This is a genomic window from Gellertiella sp. DMC107 (genome assembly GCF_056313605.1).
The window spans coordinates 134,569-158,992 of sequence record NZ_JBQUZZ010000006.1; the positions used below are offsets into that span (position 1 = coordinate 134,569).

The 24,424-nt window shown below is 67.3% G+C and carries 21 protein-coding genes and 1 riboswitch; of the genes, 6 read left to right on the plus strand and 15 right to left on the minus strand.

Annotated features, from left to right (window positions below; translation table 11 throughout):
* Positions 1–244 precede the first annotated feature (244 nt).
* On the plus strand, positions 245–2,131 hold the full coding sequence (locus ACT54B_RS18675; RefSeq protein WP_476047095.1) for a CHASE2 domain-containing protein: 1,887 nt from the start codon (positions 245–247) through the stop codon (positions 2,129–2,131).
* On the opposite strand, the gene ACT54B_RS18680 is transcribed toward ACT54B_RS18675, so the two are convergent.
* Complete coding sequence (locus tag ACT54B_RS18680; protein ID WP_476047097.1) at positions 2,132–2,875, minus strand: FecR domain-containing protein; 744 nt, start codon at positions 2,873–2,875, stop codon at positions 2,132–2,134. It abuts the gene before it with no gap.
* A gap of 81 nt (positions 2,876–2,956) precedes the next feature.
* Positions 2,957–3,682 (minus strand): Crp/Fnr family transcriptional regulator, encoded by a 726-nt coding sequence (locus tag ACT54B_RS18685; protein ID WP_476047098.1) that lies wholly within the window; start codon positions 3,680–3,682, stop codon positions 2,957–2,959.
* Positions 3,683–3,933: 251 nt separating this feature from the next.
* Here ACT54B_RS18685 and tpa point away from each other — a divergent pair, with 251 nt between their 5' ends.
* Entirely contained in the window at positions 3,934–5,316 is a 1,383-nt protein-coding gene (gene tpa, locus ACT54B_RS18690) for a hypotaurine--pyruvate aminotransferase Tpa (RefSeq protein WP_476047099.1), read from the plus strand.
* A gap of 71 nt (positions 5,317–5,387) precedes the next feature.
* Here tpa and ACT54B_RS18695 read toward each other — a convergent pair whose 3' ends face one another.
* The 5 genes from ACT54B_RS18695 to ACT54B_RS18715 all read right to left on the minus strand — a co-directional run bounded on the left by ACT54B_RS18695 (position 5,388) and on the right by ACT54B_RS18715 (position 13,232).
* Positions 5,388–6,467, minus strand: a complete 1,080-nt coding sequence (locus ACT54B_RS18695) for an RHE_PE00001 family protein (protein WP_476047101.1) — start codon at positions 6,465–6,467, stop codon at positions 5,388–5,390.
* A 71-nt stretch (positions 6,468–6,538) separates the two neighbouring features.
* Positions 6,539–7,063: a cyclic nucleotide-binding domain-containing protein gene (locus ACT54B_RS18700; protein WP_476047103.1), complete on the minus strand. Its 525-nt coding sequence runs from the start codon at positions 7,061–7,063 to the stop codon at positions 6,539–6,541.
* A gap of 21 nt (positions 7,064–7,084) precedes the next feature.
* Complete coding sequence (locus tag ACT54B_RS18705; RefSeq protein ID WP_476047105.1) at positions 7,085–9,742, minus strand: NHLP bacteriocin export ABC transporter permease/ATPase subunit; 2,658 nt, start codon at positions 9,740–9,742, stop codon at positions 7,085–7,087.
* A gap of 11 nt (positions 9,743–9,753) precedes the next feature.
* Positions 9,754–11,892 carry an NHLP family bacteriocin export ABC transporter peptidase/permease/ATPase subunit gene (locus ACT54B_RS18710; RefSeq protein ID WP_476047106.1) on the minus strand — a complete coding sequence of 713 codons (2,139 nt, stop codon included), beginning with the start codon at positions 11,890–11,892 and terminating at the stop codon, positions 9,754–9,756.
* Between the two features lie 44 nt (positions 11,893–11,936).
* Positions 11,937–13,232 carry an NHLP bacteriocin system secretion protein gene (locus tag ACT54B_RS18715; protein ID WP_476047108.1) on the minus strand — a complete coding sequence of 432 codons (1,296 nt, stop codon included), beginning with the start codon at positions 13,230–13,232 and terminating at the stop codon, positions 11,937–11,939.
* A 511-nt stretch (positions 13,233–13,743) separates the two neighbouring features.
* On the opposite strand from ACT54B_RS18715, the gene ACT54B_RS18720 reads away from it, so the two are divergent.
* Positions 13,744–14,715 carry a hypothetical protein gene (locus ACT54B_RS18720; RefSeq protein WP_476047109.1) on the plus strand — a complete coding sequence of 324 codons (972 nt, stop codon included), beginning with the start codon at positions 13,744–13,746 and terminating at the stop codon, positions 14,713–14,715.
* Between the two features lie 61 nt (positions 14,716–14,776).
* On the opposite strand, the gene ACT54B_RS18725 is transcribed toward ACT54B_RS18720, so the two are convergent.
* Genes ACT54B_RS18725 through ACT54B_RS18740 form a run of 4 tightly spaced genes read right to left on the minus strand, consistent with a single transcriptional unit; the run spans position 14,777 to position 16,187 of the window.
* Positions 14,777–15,112: an NHLP leader peptide family natural product precursor gene (locus ACT54B_RS18725; RefSeq protein ID WP_476047111.1), complete on the minus strand. Its 336-nt coding sequence runs from the start codon at positions 15,110–15,112 to the stop codon at positions 14,777–14,779.
* Between the two features lie 44 nt (positions 15,113–15,156).
* Complete coding sequence (locus tag ACT54B_RS18730; protein WP_476047112.1) at positions 15,157–15,465, minus strand: NHLP leader peptide family natural product precursor; 309 nt, start codon at positions 15,463–15,465, stop codon at positions 15,157–15,159.
* Between the two features lie 44 nt (positions 15,466–15,509).
* Complete coding sequence (locus ACT54B_RS18735) at positions 15,510–15,848, minus strand: NHLP leader peptide family natural product precursor (protein ID WP_476047113.1); 339 nt, start codon at positions 15,846–15,848, stop codon at positions 15,510–15,512.
* 36 nt (positions 15,849–15,884) lie between these two features.
* Entirely contained in the window at positions 15,885–16,187 is a 303-nt protein-coding gene (locus tag ACT54B_RS18740; RefSeq protein ID WP_476047114.1) for an NHLP leader peptide family RiPP precursor, read from the minus strand.
* A 181-nt stretch (positions 16,188–16,368) separates the two neighbouring features.
* Here ACT54B_RS18740 and ACT54B_RS18745 point away from each other — a divergent pair, with 181 nt between their 5' ends.
* The gene (locus ACT54B_RS18745; protein ID WP_476047115.1) at positions 16,369–17,331 is read left to right on the plus strand and encodes a GNAT family N-acetyltransferase; all 963 of its coding nucleotides are present in this window, start codon (positions 16,369–16,371) and stop codon (positions 17,329–17,331) included.
* Between the two features lie 58 nt (positions 17,332–17,389).
* Positions 17,390–18,385: a GNAT family N-acetyltransferase gene (locus ACT54B_RS18750; RefSeq protein WP_476047116.1), complete on the plus strand. Its 996-nt coding sequence runs from the start codon at positions 17,390–17,392 to the stop codon at positions 18,383–18,385.
* Here ACT54B_RS18750 and ACT54B_RS18755 read toward each other — a convergent pair.
* The 3 genes from ACT54B_RS18755 to prmB all read right to left on the minus strand — a co-directional run bounded on the left by ACT54B_RS18755 (position 18,313) and on the right by prmB (position 22,516).
* Positions 18,313–19,035: a response regulator transcription factor gene (locus ACT54B_RS18755; RefSeq protein WP_476047117.1), complete on the minus strand. Its 723-nt coding sequence runs from the start codon at positions 19,033–19,035 to the stop codon at positions 18,313–18,315. The genes ACT54B_RS18750 and ACT54B_RS18755 overlap by 73 nt on opposite strands.
* Positions 19,032–21,476 carry an ATP-binding protein gene (locus ACT54B_RS18760; RefSeq protein WP_476047119.1) on the minus strand — a complete coding sequence of 815 codons (2,445 nt, stop codon included), beginning with the start codon at positions 21,474–21,476 and terminating at the stop codon, positions 19,032–19,034. Before ACT54B_RS18760 ends, ACT54B_RS18755 begins: the two co-directional genes overlap by 4 nt.
* 119 nt (positions 21,477–21,595) lie before the next feature.
* Positions 21,596–22,516 (minus strand): 50S ribosomal protein L3 N(5)-glutamine methyltransferase, encoded by a 921-nt coding sequence (gene prmB, locus ACT54B_RS18765; protein WP_476047120.1) that lies wholly within the window; start codon positions 22,514–22,516, stop codon positions 21,596–21,598.
* A 97-nt stretch (positions 22,517–22,613) separates the two neighbouring features.
* Here prmB and ACT54B_RS18770 point away from each other — a divergent pair, with 97 nt between their 5' ends.
* Positions 22,614–23,402, plus strand: a complete 789-nt coding sequence (locus tag ACT54B_RS18770; protein ID WP_476047122.1) for a pseudouridine synthase — start codon at positions 22,614–22,616, stop codon at positions 23,400–23,402.
* 54 nt (positions 23,403–23,456) lie between these two features.
* On the opposite strand, the gene ribB is transcribed toward ACT54B_RS18770, so the two are convergent.
* A complete protein-coding gene (gene ribB, locus ACT54B_RS18775; RefSeq protein WP_476047123.1) occupies positions 23,457–24,104 on the minus strand; it encodes a 3,4-dihydroxy-2-butanone-4-phosphate synthase in 648 nt (215 codons plus the stop codon).
* A gap of 128 nt (positions 24,105–24,232) precedes the next feature.
* Positions 24,233–24,378, minus strand: a riboswitch (FMN riboswitch).
* Positions 24,379–24,424: the final 46 nt, after the last annotated feature.

Consider the following 24,424-nt stretch of genomic DNA (forward strand, 5'->3'; position numbering starts at 1 on the left):
GGATCACACGTCGTTCGGATGCCCAATGCGATCCGATGGGGAGAGAATGCCGCCACGCCCGGCGGGCCGCAGTTCCCCAGGGAACAGCCGCAAGCCCGTCGAACGGTTTCATTCGCCCGGCGATTTGAAGCGCCGGTCGGGCGTGGTATGCGTGCATGTTCCCGCAAGGGAGAAAGGCGGGGGCCAGATGGGCAAGCCAATGGGATGGGTGCGGACGGGCGCTTGGAGACCGGCGGCGGGCGGCATGGCGGCCGCATGGCTGCTGGGACTTGCCCTTGTCTTCGGCGGCCTCGGCGAACGGCTGCGCGAAAATGCCACCGACCGGCTGCTTGCCGGCACCGCCGCGCCGAGCGGCGCGGTGGTGGTGGTCGATATCGACAGCGCCACCCTGGCCGCGACCGAACCCTGGCCCTGGCCCCGTCTGCGTCTGGCCGCCCTGGTGGAGCGGATCATGGCGGAAGAGCCGAAAGCCCTGGGGATCGATATCCTGCTGGCCGGCCGCGACCGGTTTTCCCCCGTTCGGCTGGCGGAAAGCCTGACCGGCGCCGATGCGGAGCTGAGGCGCCGCTTCGGCGCCCTGCCGGATTCGGATGCGGCGCTTGCACAAGCCCTCGCCCTCCGTCCCACCGTCCTCGCCGCGCTCTTTTCGGGGGCTGCAGGCGAAACCCCTCCCCCCGTTCCGGTGCTGATATCAGGGGATGCGCCCCGTCTCGCGCCCTGGGCGGCCGCTGGCGCGCTCCTGCCCCTGCCGGACCTGACCGCATCGGCCGCCGGCATCGGCATCTCCTCGCTTGCCGGTGACGCTTCCGGCACCGTGCGCAGCGTGCCGCTGATGGGCACCGCCGGCAAGGGCATCGTGGCGGGTTTCGCGGCCGAAGTGCTTCGCCAGTCCATCGGCGCCTCCGCCTTTATCCTGGATGGAAGCCGGCAGACGCTTTCCCTCGGCGATCATGCGCTGCCGCTTGCCCGAAATCTTTCCCTGCGCTTTCGCCCGTCCGACCCTGACCTGTGGCGGGGCCGCACGGTCAGCGCGCAAGCGCTTCTGGAGGGAACCCTGCCCGTGGGCAGGCTGAAGGATCGGATCGTCATCCTTGGCGGCAGCGCGCCGGAGCTGGGCGCGCTTCGCGTCGATGCCGCCTCGCCCGTCGCCCCCTCCGCGCAGATCCAGGCGGATGCGCTGGAAACCATGCTGTCGGGCGCGGTGCCGGTCCGTCCCGTCTGGGCCGACCGCTTGGAAGGGGCAGCTTTCGTGATCCTGGCGCTCGCCGGAGCCTGTGCCGGCGCGCTCCTCGGGCCTGCGGCCGCCCTGATGCTCGCCCTGGGCCTCGGCGCGCTCTGGACCGGTTCGGCGATCGCGCTCCTCGCGCAAAGCGCGCGTCTCGTCGACCCGGTATCCCCGACGCTTGGGCTTGCCCTGGCGGTGATGACGGCAGCCGGGCTGAGCGCCATTCGCCAGCGCCGGCAGGCCGCCGCGATCCGGCGGCGTTTCGAACAGCATCTCTCCCCCGCGGTGGTGGCGCGCATGGCGGAGAATCCCGGCCTGCTCCGGCTGGAAGGGGAGAAGCGCGAGATCACCGCGCTGTTTACCGATATCGAGGGCTTTTCGTCGCTGGCCGACCGCATCGGACCGCAGGCGCTGATCGCCCTTCTCGACGATTATTTCGCCGGGGTGGTGGAGGCCGTCGTGCGGCATGGCGGCATGGTCGACAAGTTCGTGGGGGATGCGGTGCACGGCATCTTCAACGCCCCGCTCGATCTTCCGGATCACCCGCAGCAGGCCCTTGAGGCCGCCGAAGCGATCCTTGCCTTCACCGAAGCCTATCGCAAGACACCTAAGGCCGTGGCCGCCGGGCTGGGGCGAACCCGGATCGGGCTCGAATGCGGTCCGGTGGTGATCGGCGATGTCGGGGCGGGGGACAAGGTGGATTACACCGCCCATGGCCTTGCCATGAACGTGGCGGCGCGGCTGGAGGCGCTGAACAAGACCTTCGGCACCAGCATATTGATCGGTCCGGGCATGGCCGCCCGCCTGGGCAGCCGGCCGCTCCGCTCGCTCGGCCAACAGGAGCTGCGGGGCTGCGGCCAATTCGAGGTCTTCACCCCCGCCGCCCCCGTCCACAGCAACGGATGATCAGCCGAGCACGCTCGCAAAGGCCTCGTCGATGCGGGCCTTGCCCCATTGCTTGACCTTGCTGGGGGCAGCGCCGGCTGCAGGAATATCGATCCCGTCTCCGGGCTTCAACACGCGCTTGCGGCCACCGGCCCGCACCTGCACCTCGCCCCGCTCGCAGAAGACGGCAAAGGCGCCCCGGTTGGGGCCTGCGAAGAAGCGGGTGCCCCGGACGCCGATCAGCCCGAAAACAGACTGCACCTCGATCTCCGTCTTCGGCAAGCTATCGTCGCGATCAAAGACGAGCGCGCCTTCGCCGAGCACCAGCCGGCCGCCGGATTCGGCCACGAACTTGTCCACCTTGAGCTTGGCATTCGCCCCGAGGAAAATATTGGTGCCGCCCACCATGGCCAGTTCGGCGCGGGACGCGGAATTGGTCCAGACCAGATCGCCGAGCAGCACGCCCGCGCCCGCCTTTAGCGGCCGCGCATCGGCCAGCTGGGCAAAAACACTGCCAACCGCCGTGCGGACGTCTCCCACCTGCGCGGGGACAGGCCCGTCGACCGGAGCGGCGACGGCGGATCCGGCGGCTACCTGGGCGCCGGAGACCACCCCGCGCTCGCCCCGGGACCGCGCAACCGCGAAAGACCGGCCCGAACCCACCTTGCCTCCAGCCATGACGGTTGCCGGAACGGCAATGCCAGCCAGAAGTGCCAGCGCGAACTGCCGACGATTGAAGGACCCGTTGCCCGGAAACTTGCTCATGTCGTTCCTCTCTGCCTTATGCCCGCTGCCCTGTCGGGACCGGCCCTTGTGCATGGTGCGCCGCGGCTTGCGGCGCGCCCGTCAGTCATCCTGTGTTTCCACCAGCCGCTCCAGCGTTTCCCTGTCGCAGAAGAGCCGGTCCGCGGTGCGTTTGATCGCGCCGGTCTTTTCGAGAAGACCGAGCGCCACATTGAGTTTCGGCCGGCTGGCGCCAATCAGCCGTGCCAGCTCGCCCTGCGAATAGCCCAGTTCCAGCGGCTGGCGACGCCCCTGCCCGGCCTGCGGCGCATCCTGCAGCCGTTCGATGAGGAATCGGGCCAGCCGGAATTCGATCCGGTGAAGCGCAATCCCTTCCATCTGGTTCGTGGTGGCCCTCAGACGCTTGCAGAGATGGGCGATGACGGCGCTGGCAAGCCTCGGCCGCTCCTCGAACAGCGCGCTCAGGCTCGTGGCCGTGATGGAATAGGCCGTGACCGGGCTGATGGCCACCGCATCGGCCGTGCGCGGCCCGCGGTCGAGAACGGCGATTTCGCCGATGAGATCGCCTGCGCCCGCCATCCGGACATTCAGTTCGCGTCCCGAGGCCGTGGCCAGCGCCAGACGCACCATGCCCTCCGCAATGAGATAGGCCCGGTCGCCGGGGTCGCCGGTCATGAACAGCACCCGGCCCGCCTCGAAGGATACCTTGCGGAACGCCTCCGCGCAGGCCGGCAGGTCGGCCTCGTCGAGAGCGCCGAACAGGTCCGTCTGCCGCAGCAGACGAAGAAGGGCCGTATCCGTCATCAGGCCTGTCATTGCCTCGCTCAAGGTTGTCGTTTCCTGCGGATGCCGGGAGGAACGCGCCGGATTTTGCCGGAACCCCTCTTTTTCATGCATCCTCAGGATGAAGATCGAGGCCGACATTAACGCAAGCCGCAGCGGCGCGAAAGGCCCGCCGCGCCGCTCTTTCTTGACATGCCTGCACAGGGCCGTCATGGTTCTGCATCCGCATCGCGCCACATCGGCGCGCCGCATCCGCGGCCCGGCCCCATCATTCATCAACTTCGCTGAGGGCGATCATGACCATCAACCTGCAAACCAACGACATGGGCAAAGTCATCGAGGCGGACCGCGCCCATGTCTGGCACCATCTGAGCCAGCACAAGGTCTACGAGACCGTGGATCCGCGCGTCTTCATCGAAGGCAAGGGCATGAAGCTCTGGGATGCCAAGGGCAACGAATATCTCGACGCGGTGTCGGGTGGGGTCTGGACCGTCAATGTCGGCTATGGCCGCGAAACCATTGCCAATGCCGTGCGCGACCAGCTGGTCAAGCTGAACTACTATGCCGGTGCAGCCGGCACCGTTCCGGGCGCGCTCTTTGCCGAGAAGCTGATTTCCAAGATGCCGGGCATGAGCCGCGTCTACTATTCCAACTCGGGCTCGGAAGCCAACGAGAAGGTCTACAAGATGGTGCGCCAGATCGCGCATCGCCGCCATGGCGGCAACAAGTGGAAGATCCTCTATCGCGAGCGCGATTATCACGGCACCACCATCGGCACGCTCGCCACCTCCGGCCAGCCGCAGCGCGCCGCCCAGTACGGACCCTATCCCGACGGTTTCGTCTCCGTGCCGCACTGCCTCGAATATCGCAAGCAGTGGGATGTGGAGAACTATGGCGAGCGCGCTGCCGACGCCATCGAGGAAGTGATCCTGCGCGAAGGGCCGGAGACGGTCGGCTGCCTCGTGCTCGAGCCGGTCACGGCCGGTGGCGGCGTGATCGTGCCGCCGGAGGGCTACTGGAAGCGCGTGCAGGAAATCTGCAAGAAATACGACATCCTGCTCCATATCGATGAAGTGGTCTGCGGCCTTGGCCGGACCGGCAAGTGGTTCGGCTACCAGCAGTTCGACATCCAGCCGGACTTCGTGACCATGGCAAAGGGCGTGGCCTCCGGCTATGCGGCGATCTCCTGCACGGTCACGACCGAGCGCGTCTTCGACATGTTCAAGGACGATGCCTCCGATCCGATGAGCTATTTCCGCGACATCTCCACCTTCGGCGGCTGCACGGCCGGCCCGGTGGCGGCGCTGGAGAACATGCGCATCATCGAGGATGAGGGCCTGCTCGAAAACTGCGAGAAGATGGGCGAATACTGCCTGTCGAAGCTCGAAGAGCTGAAGGCAAAGCACAAGGTCGTGGGCGACGTGCGCGGCAAGGGCCTGTTCCTCGGCGCCGAACTCGTGGCCGACCGCGAAACCAAGGAGCCGCTGCCGGAGAAGATGGTACAGGCCGTTGTCGGCGAATGCCTTGTCAAGCATGGGGTGATCATCGGCGCGACGAACCGTTCGCTCGACGGCCTCAACAACACGCTCTGCCTCTCCCCGGCCCTCATTGCCACCAAGGCCGATATCGACCGCATCGTCGATGCCATCGACAAGGCGCTGACGACCGTCTGCGGCTGATCGCACGGGCACGGAAGACAAGAACGGCGCGTTCCCCTCTGGGGGCGCGCCGTTTTCCGTTTCGTCGATCCCTAGAGCACACCCCAGGCGCGGAACCGTCCACGCCCCGTCAGTTCCCTGAGGTTGAGTTCCTCCACCAGCCGCACCGCCGCGCGCGGGGTGACGTCGAGCGCTTCGGAAATCATCTGGGCCGAGAGAAGCGGTCGGCGGAAGACCAGTTCCACCAGCTCCGGAAGATGCGAGGAGGACCGGCGGCCGGAGAGCTTCCGCTCCAGCGCCTGGCGCGCCAGAAAAAGACGGTCATGGTCGCGCAGGCCCGCTTCGGCGGCAGCCGTCAGGCCGGCCACCAGCGCCAAGAGCCGGTTCGTCCGCCGGCCATGGGTGCGCTCCTCCCGGCGAATGCCGCGCAGGCCCGCATTGATGGCGGCGAGATGGGGGCCCGAGGTCAGCCCCTGTTCCCGCAGGCTCGCGGCCGCCAGCAGCCGCCCCAGCCAGGGGGCATGCTGGAGCACGGCCAGCACGTTCCACGCATCGAGGAGGATCGCGGCGCGCAGCACGGGCGGCAGGTCGAGCGTTTCCTCCGCCACGCGCTGCCATTCGTCCAGCCGCTGGTCCTCGTTCCAGTCCGGTTCGTAGAGCAGCGGATCGCGGGCGGGACGCGCATCGGGCGCGCGCACCCCCGCCAGCACCGCATCCGTGCGGGCAAGAACCGCATCCATAGCCGCCAGTTCGAGGGCGAGCGGATCGTCCTCCTGTTCCTCAGGCTGCACCGCCGCCGGCGCATCCCGCTCGACCCGGCCAGCCCCTTCCGGCGCTTTCAGGGTGCGCAGGCCATCGAGGCTCAGCGCCCAGCGCGGCGCCTGCGCGGCGATGCGGCGGCGGCTGCGCAGCACCGCATGGGCGATGGTCAGCTCATGGGTCGGCGCGCGGATATCGGCTTCGGCATCATGCAGCACCAGATCTTCCAGATGCACGAGTTCGCCATCGAGATAGAGCGAGGCACAGGCATCGTAGAAATGCAGCCTTTCGGCAAAGCCGGCCCCGAAGGCGGAGCGCGCGATGCGCTCGTCCAGCCGGGCGAGGCTTGCGGTCGCCGCCGCCACCGGCTTGAAAAGCTGGTCGAGAGGAAGGGTTTTCAGGTCGTAACGCATTGAAATGAGGTTAGACGATTTGCGAAACGGACGCTATCTCCGTTTCCCCGCCAATCGCCCCTTTAGGGGTTTCAACCCTCCGCCGGCCGGTCGAGGCTGCGCAGCAATTCCTGGAAGCGAAGCCCGGCCATGGAGACGCCGTCGAGAACCATGTCGTCGAGTTCGTCCTCGGCCGGACCCGTTCCACCCTTTCCGCGCAGGGTCGTGGTGCGCAGGCGGTCGGCGAGGAAGACGGCCAGCGCCTTGTAGAACCGGGCCGCGAAGGCGGCATTGTCGACAAGCCGCGCCTCGATCACCGCCTTTTCGAGCAGCAGCACCCGGGAGGCCCGGGCGGCCGTCACGGTGGCCGAGGGCGGCGATTTGTCGACGAAGGACATTTCGCCGAGGATTTCCCCGGCATGCAGGCTCGCCACCGTCCCCACGCCGGCAACGGATACGGCCACTTCCCCATCCAGCACGATGAAGATGTGCGGCGATGCCTTGCCTTCCTCGATCAGGATATCGCCGGGCGCCAGGCTGCGCCGCGCGCCCACCCGCCCCATCCAGGCAATATCGGCATCGTCGAGCTGGCCGAGAATATAGAGAACCTTGCGCATGGCGGATGTTCCTTCGTGGGATCAGGCGAGCTGGCGACGGGCATGGGCGGCAAAGGCGCCGTCCCGCCGCATCAGCTCGGCATAGGTGCCGGTTTCGATCAGGCGGCCCCGCTCCAGCATGACGATGCGGTCCACCTTTTCGATGGTGCTCAGCCGATGGGCGATGACGATGCGGGTGACGGGCAGCTGGCTGAGCGTCTGGGTGACGATTTCCTGGGTGCGGTTGTCGAGCGCGCTGGTCGCCTCGTCCAGCATCAGGATGGCGGGCTTCTGGATGAGCGCGCGGGCGATGAGGATGCGCTGGCGCTGGCCGCCCGAAAGCGTGCCGCCCCCGTCGAGCAGCACCGTATGCATGCCCATCGGCATGTCCTCGATGTCCTTTTCGAGCCCCACCATGCGGGCCGCTTCGAGCGCCTCCTCGAGGCCGAGACCGCTTTCGCCGGCGATATTGGCATGCAGGCTGCCGGCCATGATGCGCCCGTGCTGCAACACCACGCCGATCTGCCGGCGCAGCGCCGAGAGATCGAGCCGCTGCATGGAATGGCCGTCATAGAAGATATCGCCAAGCTCCGGGCGGTCGAAGCCGAGCAGCAGCCGCAGCAGGGTCGACTTGCCGGAACCGGACGCGCCGACGACGGCGACGAATTCGCCCCGGTCGATCTTCAGCGTCAGCTCGGAAAGGGCCCGCGGCGCCTGCTCGGCATAGCGGAAGCAGAGATTGCGCATGTCGATCTCGCCCTTCAGCGTCACCGGCCGGCTGGCCACCGGCGGCGTATCCGGCACGGCGGCGACGATCGGTTCCGCCCGCTCGATCAGCGGCACGGCGGCGAGCGACTGGGTAAGCGCCGTGGCGAGGGAGGAGATGGCGCCCAGCACCTGCGCGAAGGCGGTGGTGACGGTGACGAAATCCGCCAGCGAGAAGGCCGCCGTCGCCGCCTGTTTTTGCGCATCGGATTTCATCAGCCAGACGATGGTGGCGTAAAGGAGAAGCGTGGCGAGCTGCGGCAGCAGGGCATCCAGCGTGGCCTGCCAGTTGGCCCAGCGCCCGGCCGCCTGCGCATGGCGCGTGTTTTCCGCAAACAATGCCGCCCAGCGGGCAAAGCCCATGCGCTCGGCAGCGGCGGCCCGGAGCTTGCCGATGCCCATCAGCATCTGCACGACGAAACTGTCGAGACGGCCTTTCTCCTGAAGCCGCAGGCGCTCGTGCAGCAGGCCGCGATAGCTGACGAAACCGTTGATCGCGCCGAGTGTCAGCGCAAGGCCGAGCGCCAGCAGCGCCAGCCGCCAATCCACGGTGAGGATCGGCACGAGGCTGACGAGACTGAAGACCGAGCTGGTCGCGGCACTGGTGAAACTCTGGGTGATCACCTGTCGCGCATTCTGGATGCCCAGCACCCGGTCGGTGATATCACCCACCGCAAAGGCCCGGAAGAAGGAGGGCGGCATGCGCAGCAGGCGGAGCAGCAGGGCCGGCTGCAACCGCCCCTCGAAGCCGAGTTCCACCCGCAGCATCGCCAGCGATTTCGAGGCCTCCACCACCGTCTTGACGAGGGCCGCCGCGATCAGCCCCGCGACGATCACGCCCGTCAGCGCCAGATCGCCGTGCGGAATGGCATCGTCGATCAGGAAACGGGAGCCGTAAGGCACGAGCGTGGCGAGAACCGCCGCCGACAGCATCAGCAGCACAAGGCGCAGCCGGTCGCTGCCGAGCGTGGCAAAGCCGAAGGCGAAGAGATCGCGGAAGCGGATCGATCGGGCCGGAAGCGCGGGGTAAAGCTGAAGCGCATCGGCGGCAAGCCCGCCTTCGCCGGAGCCCTCCAGCGCATCCTGCGCCAGCGGGCGAACCCTGCCGCCCTCGCGCATCACCCATCGCCCCTTGAGGAAGAGCAGCGCCACGGGCCGCCGCTCCGGACCGAAGAAACCGACCAGCGGCGCGCCGGGCTGGCGGGTCCAGCCCGGACGAAGCAGCACGCTGCGCGAAATCAGCTGATGCCGGGCGAGAATCCGGGCAATCCGCTCCTCCGGTCCGGTATCGTCAGGCACCATCTCGAAGGCCTCGAGCCGTGGTGTCACGGCGAGCGCGGAGAGAACGGAAAGCAGCGCCGCCTTGAGGGGATCGCCGGTTGCCGGGGCCGAAAGCGGGCTTCGCTCGCCCGCAGCCGTGCCAAAGCTCGCAAGGCCCGCCAGCGCATCCGCCGTCGCCGCCTCGCCATGCCGCCGCCGCCGTTCGCGCCAGTCCTGCCCGTCGGCCCCGGTGCCCTCGCCTTCCAGCCGCCGGATCACCGCCGCCATCGTCGCCTCGGTGAAGGCGCCCGGGTCGGCAGGCATCTCGCCGCGGGGCGCAAGGGCGGCCTGCCGGAGCGCATCGCACCAGGGACCGAGTGCGGTTCCGGACACGGGCTCGCCTTCGGCCAGCGGCCGTATCAGGCTGTCCGGCCCGCCGATGGCGAGAAAGCGGTAGACCGTTCCCCGCGGGGCGGAAACCGGGGGAAGCGCCATCAGGAGCGCCCCCGCCTCCAGCCGGAAAAGCGGCAGCCGGCGGCTCGTCGCCGGATCGCCGGAGAGGGCAAAGACATCGATGAAACCGCGCAGGACGAGAAATGGACCGCCCGCCCTTCCGAGATCCAGCGGATGCGCGTGGTCGACCGTGAACCCGTCCGTCAGAAGCGCCTCGTTCATCGCCTTCTCCCTCACTGCCCGCCGGAGCGGATCAGCCCCGCATAAGGACCGTCACGGCCCATCAGCGCGTCATGATCGCCCCGTTCGACGATCCTGCCGTGATCCATCACGATGATTTCCGAACAATCGCGCACCGTGCTCAGCCGGTGGGCGATGATGATGGCGGTGCAGCCGCGCCGCCGGAGATTGTCGTCGATGCGCTTTTCCGTCTGCGGGTCCAGCGCTGCGGTCGCCTCGTCCAGCACGAGGACGGCCGGATCGGCCACCAGCGCCCGGGCGATTTCCAGCCGCTGCCGCTGGCCGCCCGAGAAATTGCGGCCGCCCTCCTCCACATGGGTGTCGAGTTCGCCGGGCCGGGCGACGATATCGTCGAGGATCGCCGCATCCTTGAGGGCGCGGGTGATGGCATCGTCGGGCACATCGGGATTCCAGAGGGTGAGGTTCTCCCGGACCGTGCCCTCGAACAGGAAGATATCCTGATCCACATAGGCAATATTGGCCGCCCGCCGGTACTGGTCGAGCCCTGATATCGGCTGGCCGTCGATGCGGACCTCGCCGGACCAGGGCGCGACGAGCCCGCAGATGAGGCGTCCGAGCGTGGATTTGCCGCATCCGGACCGACCGACCAGCGCGATGCGCTCCCCCGGCCGGGCTTTCAGCGACAGCCCGTCGAGCAGCGGCTCGCCGAGCGGATTGTAGCCATAGGTCACCGCATCGATCTCGACGGATCCCTGCAGGAGAACCGGTCCGCCTGCCGGATCGTCCCGGCTCTCCGTCAGCGGATCGGGCGGGTTGCGCAGCGCATCGTCTACCCGGTTGAGATCGGCCCGGATGGTCGCCAGCTTCGGCGAGAGCGCCACGAGGCTGACGAGCGGCGCGGTGAAGCTGGTCGCGAGAAGCTGGAAAGCCACGAGATCGCCGATGGTGAGCGCGCCGTTCATCACCCGGATCGCGCCGACACCGAGGATTGCCGCCTCGATCAGCCCGCCGAGCAGCGGCGGGGCCAGACCCGTGATCATGGATTTGCCGCCGAGCGACTGGGAGGTGTTGAGCATGCGCGCATGAATGCCCGCCCAGCGCCCGAAGGAGCTGGTTTCCAGTCCCGAGGCCTTGATCGTCTCGATATTGTAGATGATGCCGACGGTGGCGCCGCCGAGCTTGCCCTGCTCCACCGAAAGCCCGAGCGAATCCTGTTTCAGCCGCGCCTGCACCAGCCGCAGCACAAAGAGGTTCGGAAGGCCGAGCGCGACCGTCATCAGCCCCAGCACGGGATCGTAGCCAACAAGCACCACGGCAAAGAAGACCAGCATGCCCCAGTTGAGCACCGCATTGGCCATGTCGGCGGAGATCACCTCCGCCACCCGCGCGCTCGCCTCGATCCGGTCGGCAATCTCGCCGGGGCTGCGCTGGCTGAAGAAGGCAATCGGCAGGTGCAGCACCCGCCAGACGAAGGCGGTCGCGCCCGTGACCGTCAGCTTGGTCTTCAGCCGCAGGATCAGCGAGGCCCTGAGATAGGTGAGCGCTGCCCGGATGAGGGCGGTGAGGCCGAGCGCGATGAACAGCGGCTTTACCCAGTGCTCCTGCTGGAGCATCAGGACCCCGTCGACGAAGAGTTTCGCATAGACCGGCAGGACGATGCCCGGCACCACGAGCGCAAGGCTGAGAAGCGCGATCAGCGCCATGCCGGCCTGCGACTGCGAAACCCGCGCCCGGAAGGCTGCCAGCAGGCCGGTCGGACGGGCCGTCCTGCGGAAGCCCTCCGTCTTCTCGAAGGTGAGAACCACGCCGGTAAAGGCTTCGGACAGTTCCTCGCGGGTGATCACGCGCGGGCCGAGCGCCGGATCGTTGATATAGGCATGGGTGTCCGTCATGCCCTCGAAGACGACATAGTGGTTGAAATTCCAGTGCAGGATGGCCGGCCAGGGCAGATCGGCAAGCCCTTCCGGCTCCTTGCGGAAGCCCCGGGCGGTCATGCCATAGCTGCGGGCCGCCTTCAGAAGGTTGCTGGCCTTGGACCCGTCGCGCGAGACCCCGCAGGCCACCCGCAGCGCCTCCAGCGGATGCCAGGCCCCATGGCTGGCCAGGATCATGGCAAGGCTCGCCGCGCCGCATTCCACCGCTTCCATTTGCAGGATGCTGGGGGTTTTCATGCGTTTGCGCCGGGCCGGTGCCTTTGCGCTTGCAGGCGCCGCGCTCATCCGGAAAGACCCGTGATCTTCTTCAGCCAGGGGATGACGTAGCTGATCGGCCGCCGCCAGGCGACGGTGACTTCCGCTTCCGCCAGCGAGCCGCTGGAGAACTGCTGGTCCGGTCCCTGCCCGCCCGACCAGGCAAAACCGCTCGGCGAGGCGGGATCGCGGGAAAGCTTCACCCGGGCCGCATAGGGAGCGCCGCCGGCGGTGAAGGTGCGCACGAGCTGCTCGTTGCGCAGCACCGCCTGCATGGCCTCGCCGGTGGAGGGAAAGTCGGAAACCAGATCGACCGCGCCCAGGATCATGCCATATTCTTCCCGGCGCACGGTGGAGGGCGCAATCTGCACTTCCATGCCGGGCTTCACCCGCTTGCCTTCGTTCGGCGGCAGATAGACGAGAAGTTCAAGCCCGGACGCGCCGCTTTCCACGCTGATCAGCGACTGGCCGGGGGCGATGCGCGTACCGGGAATGGCCTTCCATTCCGTCACCCGCCCGTCGGCGGGGCTGAGAACCCGCTCCTGCTGGCGGATCTGGATGTCCAGTTCCGCCTGCTGGCGGCGCGCCTCGGCCACCCGCTCCTCCGCCGCCCGCATCTCGCGGTCGTCGGCGCTGCGGCGGCTGATATCCTGCGTTTCGAGATCGGTGATCTGGCTCTCGGCTTCCAGCTCGCTCTGCCGCGCCTCGGCAAGCGACATGCGCGTCTGGTTGAGCTGCGGCCAGGTGATGAGCTTGCGCTCGAACAGGCTGTTGTCCCGTTCGGCCTGCTTTTCCATGGCCGACACACGTTCGCGTGCATCGCGGACGCGCAGCTTCAGCACATCCGCCCTCGCCTTCAGGGCATCCTGCGCGGCGCGGTTCGACCGGGCGATACGATCGGTCAGCGCGGCGAGCTGGCTTTCCCGCTCGCCGATGACCGCACGGAGATTGAGGCTTTGCTGGCGCAGCGCCGGCTGAACGATGCGGGCCACCTCCTGATCGCGGTGGACCCGGCTGCCGACAGGAACCAGAATTTCGGTCAGCGTTCCCTCGCCGCTCGCCACCGCATCCACCACCTGGCCGCCGGTGGTGATCAGGATGCCCGACCCCTTGACCCGTTCGGGCACCCGGCCCAGCACCGACCACAGGCCTGCAAGCCCGATCAGCGACAGGAGTGCGGCGGTGGCAATCCAGTCGCGCGGCCGGGTGAGGCGGATGATTTGGTCGAGCTGTTCAGGCGAAGACAGACGGTCGAGAGCCGACTTGCGGAAGAGGCGCGCCGCCTGGTTGCCGCCTGCCGGAGAGTTCGGGGCCTGGTTCATCGCTCAGGCCTTCCGGCCAGAGAGGCCCGGTGCGGGATGGAGGAGACCTCCCTCCCCTTCAGCGATGTCGTAGCGCCCCACGTCGATGATCCCCGGTCGTCCTGTCAGCCATTCCGGCACTTCTAGACTGGTCGCCGGCCGGCTTGCCCGTTCCACCCCAAAATCGTCAAAACACCGCAAAGCCCCCGGCACGCTCGCTTGCTCTTGCCGTTGCTCGACTCATAGTATATTTAAGATTCTTCATCGTACTATTTTACATCGCCTCTCTCGTATTCCATATATTTTAATATATATTTTGAAACTTGGAATAATGACCGAATTTTCGCACTTCGTCGACTTCCTTTTGCATTTCGTCATCCCAATCATCAACCGGCATTGACGATCGGAGTCTTTATGGAGATCTCCGGCGTGATATTATTTTGATGAAACGTGATTGTTTTATCCGTTTCCGGACACCCTGAAGAAAGATCCCCTTCACGAGGCACGCGCACGGGCCGGGCAGAGGATAGGCATGAACATTCTCGTCCAGCAGGCCGCAGACGGATCGAGGGCAGGCGCCCTGTGCGGTGCCGCGGCCTGCCGCTCCGGTGCGGTGCGGTCGTTCATGGACCGCACCGGCTTTGTCGAGGCGCGCCGGCTTGCGGTTTCCCGGCTGATCCAGCTTTTCTCCGGCGATTACCTGCTGAACCGCCTTCTTCTGGAAGAGGGCCGCTACATCACCATTCAGGCCATGCTGGGGCTGGCCGCCTGCCAGCAGGCGGAAGAGCGCCAGAGCTGGCTGACGCTCGGCCGGCTGCAGGCCCGGCTGGCCGGTTCGGATTTCGCCAGCCGCAATCGCATCGAGGCGCTGGTGGCCATTCTGGAGCGTTATGGATTTGTCGAGCGCCGCAAGGCCGAGGACGATCTGCGCATCACCCTGATCACCCCCACGCCGAAGCTCTGGGGTGCCGATGCGCTCTACCACGAGGCATTTTACGGGCCGTTCCGCCGTCTGGCCGCGCGGGACGGGGTCGCGCTGCCGGAGGCCGGTCCCCGCACGGACGAGAGCGGTTCCGAGGCCGGCTTCGATCCGCAGGCGCCCGCCTGGACGAACCGGGACCTTGCTGCCGCCGGTGCCGGTCACCGCCACTGGCATCGGGCGCAGGCGCCCCGTCTCGACCAGCTTTTCGCCCTGCGCGCCGGCCATGGCGCCTTCCAGCAGATCGTCGCCCGTGACGGCGGCTATCTCGTCCTGCTGCTCGCGCTCGAACAGACGGACCGGATGGGATCGACCCGGCTCAGCCTGCCCTATGAAACCGTCTCCAGCCATACGGGCGTCTCCCGCACCCATGCGCGCCAGCTCGTCGAACAGGCCGAAGCGCTGGGTTTCCTGACCCTGCTCAGCAAGGGCGGGCGCGAGGTGGAGGCAACCGAAGCGCTGTTCGATGCGGCTGACCGGTGGTTTGCGGATCATGCCGCCTTTCAGTCGACGCTGATCGACTGAACGGAAAAACCCGGCTTGCGCCGGGTCCTTGCTGTTGCTGCGGGTCGCGGGTCCCTTTGGATCAGTCGATTCCCATGCGGGCCAGCTTGTCCTGTGTCCAGGAGTCGCCCTTGCAACCCTTGTAGGCACCGCCCGAGGCAAAATCGAGCAGATCGTCGGGCAGCTCGTCCTGGCCGAGAGAACGGGGCAGCACGAGGATCGCCTCGCCGGCATCTTCCTCGACCACGCGGATTTTGAGGCCGGGCACGGGATCGACGCCGAGAAGCTCGACCATGGCCGCATGGGGATCGGAGATCAGCAGGGCACGGAAGCCGGCATCGGCAAGCGCCCTGTCGCGCAGCTGGCGCTCCAGCAACTGGCGGGCCTTGTCCAGCGGGAAACCGGGAATGGCGTTCATGATGGGATAGCTCCTTTAAGGGGGTGAGGATCGGCAGACCGGGGTCACTTCGGCGGGCAGATCGAGCTGAAATCGGGGCCGAAGGGCGATGCAAAGCCGCCCGAGGCGAGGTCGAGAAGGTCGTCGGAAAGCTCGTCCTGTCCGAGATTGCGAGGCAGGACGAGGATTGCCTCGCCCGCCTCTTCCTCGACGACGCGGATCTTCAGGCCCGGCACCGGATCGGCGCCGAAGACGGCCTTCAGCGCCGCATGGGGATCGCGGGCGAGCAGCCCCCGGAATTCGGGATCGGCGACCGCACGGGCAAGAACGGTTTTCTCGATGTGGCGGCGCGCCTCGGCAAGCTGGTCGGTCATGTTGGCCTCGTTGGTTTTCTGGGGAACAGGGGGAAAAGGATCGCTCAATCCGGATCGTTCGGATCGGTGCAGAGATTTTCGAGCACGGTCCCATGCGGGCCGTAGCGGCCGCCACCCGCGGCGTAATCGAGGAGATCGTCCGGCAATTCGTCGTCGGCGATCGGCCGGGGCAGGACCAGCACCACCTCGCCCTCGCCTTCCTCCAGCACCCGGATCTTCAGCGACGAAACCGGGTCTATGCCGAACAGCGCCTCGATGGCGCCATGGGGCTCGATCAGCAGCCGGTTGCGGAACACCGCATCCGTCTCGGCGCGGTCCAGCAGGGCCTTTTCCATCTGGGCGCGGGCAAGCCGCAGCCGGTCGTTCGAGGGGTGAACGGTCATGGCATCTTCCTTTTTTCTTCGACGAAACGGATGGGATCAGCGTTTGTGCGGGCAGTGATAGATGCCCGGCGCACCGCCGCTGGCGAGGTCGAGCAGCTCGTCGGGCAGCTCGTCCAGGGCAATGTCGCGCGGCAGCACCAGCGTGACCTCTCCCGGCGCTTCCTCGATCACGCGCAGGCGGTAGCCGGGGATGGGGTCGACGCCGATGAGCTTGCGCAGCGCCGCGCGGGGATCGTGAAGCAGAAGCTGCCGGAAATCGGCGTCCGCTTCCGCGCGGGCAACGAGCGCCTCCTGGATGCGCTGGCGGGCAAGGGTCATCGGGTCGGTGGAACCTGCCATGGGAACCTCATTTCTCAGCAGGGCGGCAATCGCCCCGATGTCATGGGGATCACTATAAAGGACCGCGCCCGACCGGGCGGAAAGGACCTCAAAAGTTCCAAAACAGGCCGTCCGGTTTCCGCTAGGAATAGGGGCAAGGAAAGAGCGCGCGCGCCATGCGGGCCGCAAATCGGAAGACGCCATGACATCTGCGAACCTCAGGGCAGACAGTGCCGACCCACTTGAGATCCGCGCCCTGACGGCGAGCGAGGGGCCGGCCTTTGCCGCCCTGACAGCCCCCGCCTTTCGGGGGCTTCTCGCCCTTGAGGCGCTTCCGCCGGGCGTCTACCGGCTCGGCGCCTTGCTCTCGGGAAAACCCGTCGCCCTTCTGCTCTCCTGCCCGGCCGCCGAGGGCCTACAGGACATATCCTCGATCATGGTTGCCCCCGAATGGCGTGGTCGCGGCCTGGCCCGCGCCCTGCTCGACCGTCTGATATCGCTCGCAAGGACCGATGGCCGGTGCGGGCTCGTTGCCCGCTGGTCAGACCGCCTGCCCCGCGCCCGCGAATTTGCCGCGCTGCTTCAATCCTCCGGCTGGTCCGTCCCGGTCGAGACCCGCCGCCGGATGACGTGGCGGGTGGGCGACTGGCGAAAGGGTTTTCCGAAGCGGGATGCCCTCCTGTTCCGGCTCCGCAGCCATGGGCTGGTGGACCGCAGCCTGTCCGAACTCGGCGAGGCCGGCATCGAGGACCTGATCCGGCAGAACGCGGCGCTGATTGCCGCAAGGCGTGCGCCCGAATGGTCCCGCGCGGCGGGCTGGCTTCCGGAAGCGGACCGGGATGTATCCGTCGCGCTCCATGATGCGAACGGGGCGCTGGCCGGCTGGATGGCCTGCGCCTTCCAGCCGCAGTTCGGGCGCTGGTTCGTGCCCCAGGGCTGGGTCGTAGCGGAAAAGGTACCGCTCGGCTGGCTCATCGGCGGGATCGCCTCGCTCTGTCGGCGGCTTGAGGAAAAGGCCGGTCCGGATGCACGCGTGATCGCCCAGCCCCCATCCGGCTTTGCCGGGGGCATGGAAAAGATGCTCTTCAAGCATTTCGGGCGCCACGCGATCGCCACGGATTTCCTGCGGGAAAGCGAGCTGCTTTTCCAGCCGGAAAGCGGATGAGGGGACGCGCCCGGCCATCCGCTTCTCTTCTTTCCTATCCCTCGCCGCAGGCCTTTCGATGACGCCCACACCCTCCGCCGAACGCACATCCCTTCTCGTTCCCGATCTCGCCATCCGGCCGGTACGGCCCGGCGAAGAGCCGGGGCTTGCCGGTCTCACTGCCCGCAATCTGGTTCCCCTGCTGACGGACGGGATCGAGGATCCGGATTTCTGCCATCTGGTCGCCCATGCCGGCGGCGGACCGGTCGGCCTTCTGCTCAGCCGCCGCGATCCGGACAATCCCCGGCGTCAGGAAATCCCGTCGCTGATGGTGACGCCTCTCCTCCGGCGGCAGGGCATCGCACGAGCGCTGCTGGACGGGCTTTACGAGCACCTGCAGGATGCGGGCGTGGAAGAGGTGGCGGCGAGCTGGTCGGACCGGTTGCCGCAGCTCGAAAGCTTTATCGGCCTGCTGTTGCGGGATGGCTGGGGCGAGCCGGAACCGCATCGTCTGCGCATGAGTTTCAACGTGCGCGATGCGCTGGAGGCGCTGGCGCTGGCCCGGAGACCCGTTGCACGGGCGCGGGCGCGCGGCCTGACGAGCATTTCCCTTGCCTCGTTGGGCAAAGACGGGTGGTCCTCGCTTCTGGCGGCCGCCTCCGGCTTTCACGCCCGCGGCCTCCTGCCCGGCTGGGCCGATCCCGCCCCGTGGGAAAGCCGGATCGATCCCGCCGTTTCGCAGGTTCTGCTTTCGGCGGATGGCGCCGTCGCCGGCTGGCTGCTGGGGGAGGAACAGCCGGCCCTGAAGCGCCATGCAGCCCCGATCGGCTGGAGCAACGGCCTCAGGGATGGTCTGTTTCTGGCGGCGCAGGAATGGCTGCTGGCGCTGGAGGCCCGCGCCGGCGCCGGCGCGACCCTCATTCTCCAGCCGACCTATCGCAACGGCGGGAAGGTCGCCTCCCTCCTCGACCGCCATTTCCGGCCGCATGCCCTCTGGGCCGATCAGTTGGTGATGAGCGTGCGGCCGCTGGGCGGGGATGCATCGTCCAGCATGCGGCGCGGCAGCAGCATGTAACCCACGCCCCGCACCGTTTCGATGGGGGCATCGCGGCCTTCATGGGCCATCTTGCGCCGCAGCCGCACCACGAGATTGTCGACCGTATGCTTGGAAATATCGCGCGGGTCGCGGTTGGAGATCACATCCAGCAGGAAATCGCGCGAAACCGGCTGCATCTGGCGGGATGCCAGCGCGAAGAGAATGTTGAATTCGCCCGCCGTCAGCTCCACCAGCTGGCCGTTCGGCCGGAAAAGCTCGCGCCGCACCACATCCACGATCCAGCCATCGAAGGTGATGACGGGTTCGCGGGCCCGGCGCAGCACGCTGCGAATGCGCGCCATCAGGGTGCGGAGATTGACCGGCTTGGTGACGTAATCGTCGCCGCCGGCCTCCAGACCCTCCAGCATGTCGGCATCCGAATCCCGCGCCGTGACGAAGATCAGCCCGTGGCGTTCGCCGAGCCGCAGCCGCTTCGCCAGCGCAATCCCGTCATCGTCGGGCAGGTTCACGTCGAGCAGAATGATGTCCGGCTGCTCGGACTGAAGCTTTGCCCGCATTTCCGCACCGGTGGCGGCGAGAACGGTGCGAAAGCCGTGCTCCCGGAGATAATCGGACAGAAGCGCCCGGCTTTCCGGCGCATCCTCGACGATCAGAACGGTGGCGCTCATGTCGGCTCCTTCTCTTCTTTCCTCGCTTCGCCGCTGCCGGCTCCATCGCGCATCGCCGCATCGAGGGCAAGGCCGAGCGCGTGACGCAACTGCACATCCCCCGGGTCCCGGAGGAGCGCGCTCGCCGCGTCGGCAAGCGCCGGCAGCCCCATATTGGCGGCACTGCCCTTGATGCGGTGCGCCAGATCCTCGATCGCTCCCCGCTCCTCCGTTTCGGCAAGATCGCGCCTCAGATGCAGCATCTGCCGGTGGAACAGGCGTTGCAGCGCTTCCCGCCGCTCCGGCGGCAGGTGCGCAACCGGGGCTGGATCGTCCGCGGCGGCGCGCGCCTCGCCGAAAAGGCGGCTGCGAAGCAGCTCCTCTCCCGCCCCGGGGTCGAGCGCCAGCACATTCGTGTCCGGAGGATGGGCGCCCCAGAGGGCGAGCGCGAGGGGCGTTCCATCCGGATGGCGGAAGGATCGCGCCCGGGCGAGCGGGGCCGGATCGGCGAGAATCGCCATGCGGAAGGGGCGGTTGCGCAGCATGGCTTCCGCCGCGCCCGGTTCGGACACCGGAAAGACACGCAAACCCAGCCGTTCGAGCTGACGGCGCGCGCTCGCCCCGCCGCCGAGGAGCAGCACGTCCTCTCCCTCGCGGAGCGGGGCAAGGGACGGCGCAGCTTCGACCGAGTGGATATTCAGGGCGGCCAGTAGCGCCTCCGGGCGAACCGGCTTGACGAGATGGGCGACCATGCCCGCCTCCAGGGTTTTGGCGCGGTCTTCGGGCATGGCATTGGCGGTCAGCGCCAGGATGGGAACGCCGGGCGCAAGCCCTTCGGCCCGGATCCGCCGGGTCGTTTCGAAGCCGTCCATGCCGGGCATGCGCAGATCCATGAGAATGGCATCGACCGGTTGGTCGGCGAGCATGGCCAGCGCCGCCGCGCCGGAACCCGCCATCGCCACCCGGTGGCCGGCCCGCTCCAGAATGGAGCGGGTGACCTGCCGGTTGATCACATTATCCTCGACCAGCAGCAGCCGCAGCGACCGGCCCGGATGGCCGGCGAGATCGGGTTCGGGTGCTGCCGGCTCGGGCGGAGGCGCGGCGGCGAGCGGCAGGCCGACGCGGAACTGGCTTCCCCTGTCCGGCTGGCTCTCCACCTCGATCCGCCCCTGCATCGCCTCGACCAGACTGCGGGTGATCGAAAGACCGAGCCCGGCCCCGCCGAACCGGCCATGGGTGGAGGCCTCCCCCTGCACGAAGGGCTCGAAGATCCGCGCCAGCACGGCCGCATCCATGCCGATGCCGGTATCCTGCACGCCGAGGCGCACCAGGCCATCCGCCACCGAGAGCGTCAGCCAGACATGGCCGCGATCGGTGAACTTGACCGCATTGCCGACGAGATTGAGCAGGATTTGCCGGAGCCGGGCCGAATCTCCCAGCACATGGCGGGGCACGGCCGGATCCCGCGCCCATTCGAGGCTGAGCCCCTTTTCGCAGGCACGCGGCCGCAGGAGATCGATGACGTCGGCGCACAGGCGGTCGAGGTCGACGGGCTGGTGCTCCAGCACAAGGCCGCCGCGTTCCAGCCGGGTCAGATCCAGCACGTCGTCGAGGATCACCCGCAGCGCCTCGGCGGAGCGCAGGACGACGGACAGCCGCTCGCGGTCCTCGCTCTCCCGTTTTTCCTCCAGCATCAGCCGCACCATGCCGAGAATGCCGTTCATCGGCGTGCGGATTTCGTGGCTCATGACGGCGAGGAAATCGGATTTTGCCCGTTCGCCCGCCTCCGCCGCTTCCTTCGCGGCCACCAGCGCCCGGTTGGTCCGGCGCGATTCCTCGATATGGAGATATTCCTCGCGGCGCATGCGGTTGACCTGCGCCCGCGCCGCAAGCCCGACGCCGAGGCCGATGCCGGTCACCAGCAGGATGATGCCGAGATCGGCCGGCGCTTCGGCGGGTTGCCGCAGCACCCCCCAGAACAGGACGCTCACCAGCGCCGCATAGGCGGCCATCGACCCCGCGGCAAGCAGCCGGCCCGGCAGCAGCACGGGAAGTGCCGCCGCCATCAGCGGCAGCAACAGGCCGCCATGGCGCAGCAGCGCCGGGTGATCGAAGATCATGCCGTTCAGCAGGTAGAACAGGGCCTGATGCCCGTATGTGATGAGCATGAGCCGGCTTTCCTGTTCCGTCCGCCGGATCAGGACGGCGGCGGACAGGCCGAGCAGGAGCAGCAGCAGCCGGATAAGCACGAAGGGCGCAAGGCGGTCGCCCGTCACCGTCAGCACATCGACCGGCAGGAAGGAAACGCTGGCGAAGGTGGATCCCAGCACGCCGATCATCGCCATGCCGCGCGTCGCCTTCAGGGTGGCGCAGCGATAGGCGCACTCTTCCGCCGGGTCGGCAAATTCACCCGTCCAGCCCGCAAAGCGCGGCATCGGCAGGGAAGCGGCATTTTCCCTCATGGTCGCGTGGGGCCTCCATGCATCCTCTAGGCCCCGTGATACGACCCCAGCATGGCGAAGACTATAGGCGAGCGCCCGGCCGCGCCGCCGAATTCTGGGCGCATTGCGGCCGGCGGGCCCTATTCCACGCCGAGCGCTTCGGCGGCCAGATAGAAGACCGCATCCTGCGAATTCTCGGTTTCCAGCCAGAGGAAATCGAGATGCGGATATTCGTCTTCCAGGATTTCGCGCCCCGAACCGATCTCGCAGATCAGCCCGCCGCCCGCATTGAGGTGGGCGGGAGCCTCCTCGATGATCCGCCGCACGAGATCGAGCCCGTCCGTGCCGCCATCATGGGCCATTTCCGGCTCGGCGCGATATTCGGGCGGATAGCCGGCCAGCGCCTCGTGATCCACATAGGGCGGATTGGTGATGACGAGATCGTAGCGGCGGCCCGCAAGCGGTGCGAAGAGATCGCCCGCATGCAGGCTGACCTGATCCTCGACACCGTGCTCTTCCAGGTTCCGCTGCGCGACCTCAAGGGCGTCCGCCGAGAGATCGACCGCTTCGATGAGGGCATTCGGGAAGAATTTTGCGGCAATCACCGCCAGGCAGCCGGAGCCGGTGCAGATATCGACGGCGCTTTCCACCATCATCGGATCGGGCAGGAAAGCGGAGCCTTCCGAATGGATATATTCGTTGAACAGGATTTCGCCGATATGGGAGCGCGGCACGATGACCCGCTCGTCCACGAAGAAGCGCATGCCCTGGATGTAGGAGCGGCCGGTCAGATAGGCCGACGGCTTGCGGGTGGTGACCCGCGCCTCGATCCGTTCGGCCAGAAGCCTCCGTTCCGCCGGCAGCAGGCGGGCATCGAGGAAGGGGTCGAGCACGTCGATGGGCAGGTCGAGCGAATCGAGCAGCAGGAAGGCCGCATCGTCGCCGGCGGTCGAGGTGCCATGGCCATAGGCCAGATCGGCGGCATTGAAGCGGGAGATGGCATAGCGCCAGTAGTCGCGCAGCGTCACGAGTTCGCGGGTGATGTCGTCCTGGGTCAACATGATCTCACTTCGGGCAAAATTTCTGGTATGGCTCTAGAACCGAAGTCCCGGGCGGTCAACCGCCGCCCGGATTGCATGTCCACAGCCGGAGCCGAGAATGAAGCAAAGCCACGGGCGCCCGAAACGGGCTCCTTCCGCCAAACCCGCCGAGCGCGAGGGCAAGCGCAGCATGCTGGCGCGGGCCCTTTCCAAGCGCGGCTTCTGCTCGCGTACGGAAGCGGAGCGGCTGGTGCGGGAGGGCCGGGTGAGCGTGGATGGCCGGCGCATCACCGATCCCCTGAGCTGGGTGGATGTGGAGACGGCGCGGATTGCCGTGGACGGCAAGCCGGTCGCCGCGGAGAAGCCCCTCTATTTCATGCTGAACAAGCCGCGCGGTCTCGTCACCACGCGCCACGATCCGGAAGGGCGGCCGACCGTCTATGACTGCCTGAAGGGGCTCGACGCCACCCATCTCTCGCCGGTCGGGCGACTGGACAAGGCCAGCGAGGGGCTGCTTCTCTTCACCAACGACACGACTTTCGCGCAGGCGCTGCTCGATCCCGACACCCATCTGCCGAAAATCTATCATGTGCAGATCGACCGGCACGCGGATGAGACGATGCTCGCCGCCATGCGCGACGGCGTTTCCCATGAAGGGGAGCACCTGAAGGCGCTCGATGCCCGGCTCATCCGGGAAGGCGACAGGACTGCCTGGATCGAGGTGACGCTGGACGAGGGAAAGAACCGCCAGATCCGCCGCATTCTGGAGGCGCTGGGCGTTGAATGCCTGCGGCTGGTGCGGGTGGCGATCGGGGCGCTTCCGCTCGGAACGCTGGAAAAGGGTGCGGTGCGGGCGCTGACGCCTCAGGAAGTCGAAAGCCTCAAACGGGCAATCGGCCGCGCGTGAGGTCCCGTCGGGCGCCGCGAGGGCGCCCGCAGGAGGGCTAGGCTGTACTTCCGCTCAGGCGGCTTCCACCACCCGGGTGGCGGAGGCCTTCGCATTCTCGGCCTTGATGTAGCGGATGAGATCCTCGATGGTCACGAGAACCAGACCGTTCTGCTCGGCAAAGACTTCGAGCTGCGGCAGGCGCGCCATGGTGCCGTCGTCATTGGCCACTTCGCAGATCACGCCCGACGGAAACTTGCCGGCCAACCGGCAGAGATCGACTGCGGCTTCCGTGTGGCCGGGACGGCCGAGCACGCCCCGGGGATTGGCGCGCAGCGGGAAGATATGGCCGGGGCGGGCGAATTCTTCCGGACGGGAGGCGGGGTTGACCAGCGCGCGGACGGTCGCCGCCCGGTCGGCGGCGGAAATGCCGGTGGTGGTTTCCGGCAGATAATCGACCGAGACGGTGAAGGCCGTCTGCAGCGATTCCGTGTTGTTCGGCACCATCAGCGGCAGGTCGAGTGCATCGAGCCGCTCGCCGGGCATGGCGACGCAGACGAGGCCCCGGGCCTTGTTCATCATGAAGGCCATCTTTTCAGGCGAGGCATCCTCGGAGGCAAAAATCACGTCGCCTTCGTTCTCGCGATTCTCGTCGTCCACGACGACGATCATCTCGCCACGGGCCAGCGCGGCAATCGCATCTTCGATTTTGGAAATGGTCATGTTGCAGTCTTTCAAGGGTTGGCCGGATACCGGCTTCGTTGCACCATCACCGCCACATGGCGGATCAGCCAAACGTCCCTTGGGCGAACAAAGATCGCTGCGCCGCCCTTTTACAGGCGGTCGCTTTGTCTTGTCCTCTTCCATCCGGACTATACCGTCGGCTCCGGCCTCGCACCGGATCTGCTGACCTCCCGGTTGCCCGGAAGCGCTCGCGGGCTCCGGGATTTCTCCCGATACCGCCGGTGGGGAGTTTCACCCCGCCCTGAGAACAGTCTGAAAATGGCGGAGGCGCGGAGAAAATGCAAGTCTCTCCGCGCGAA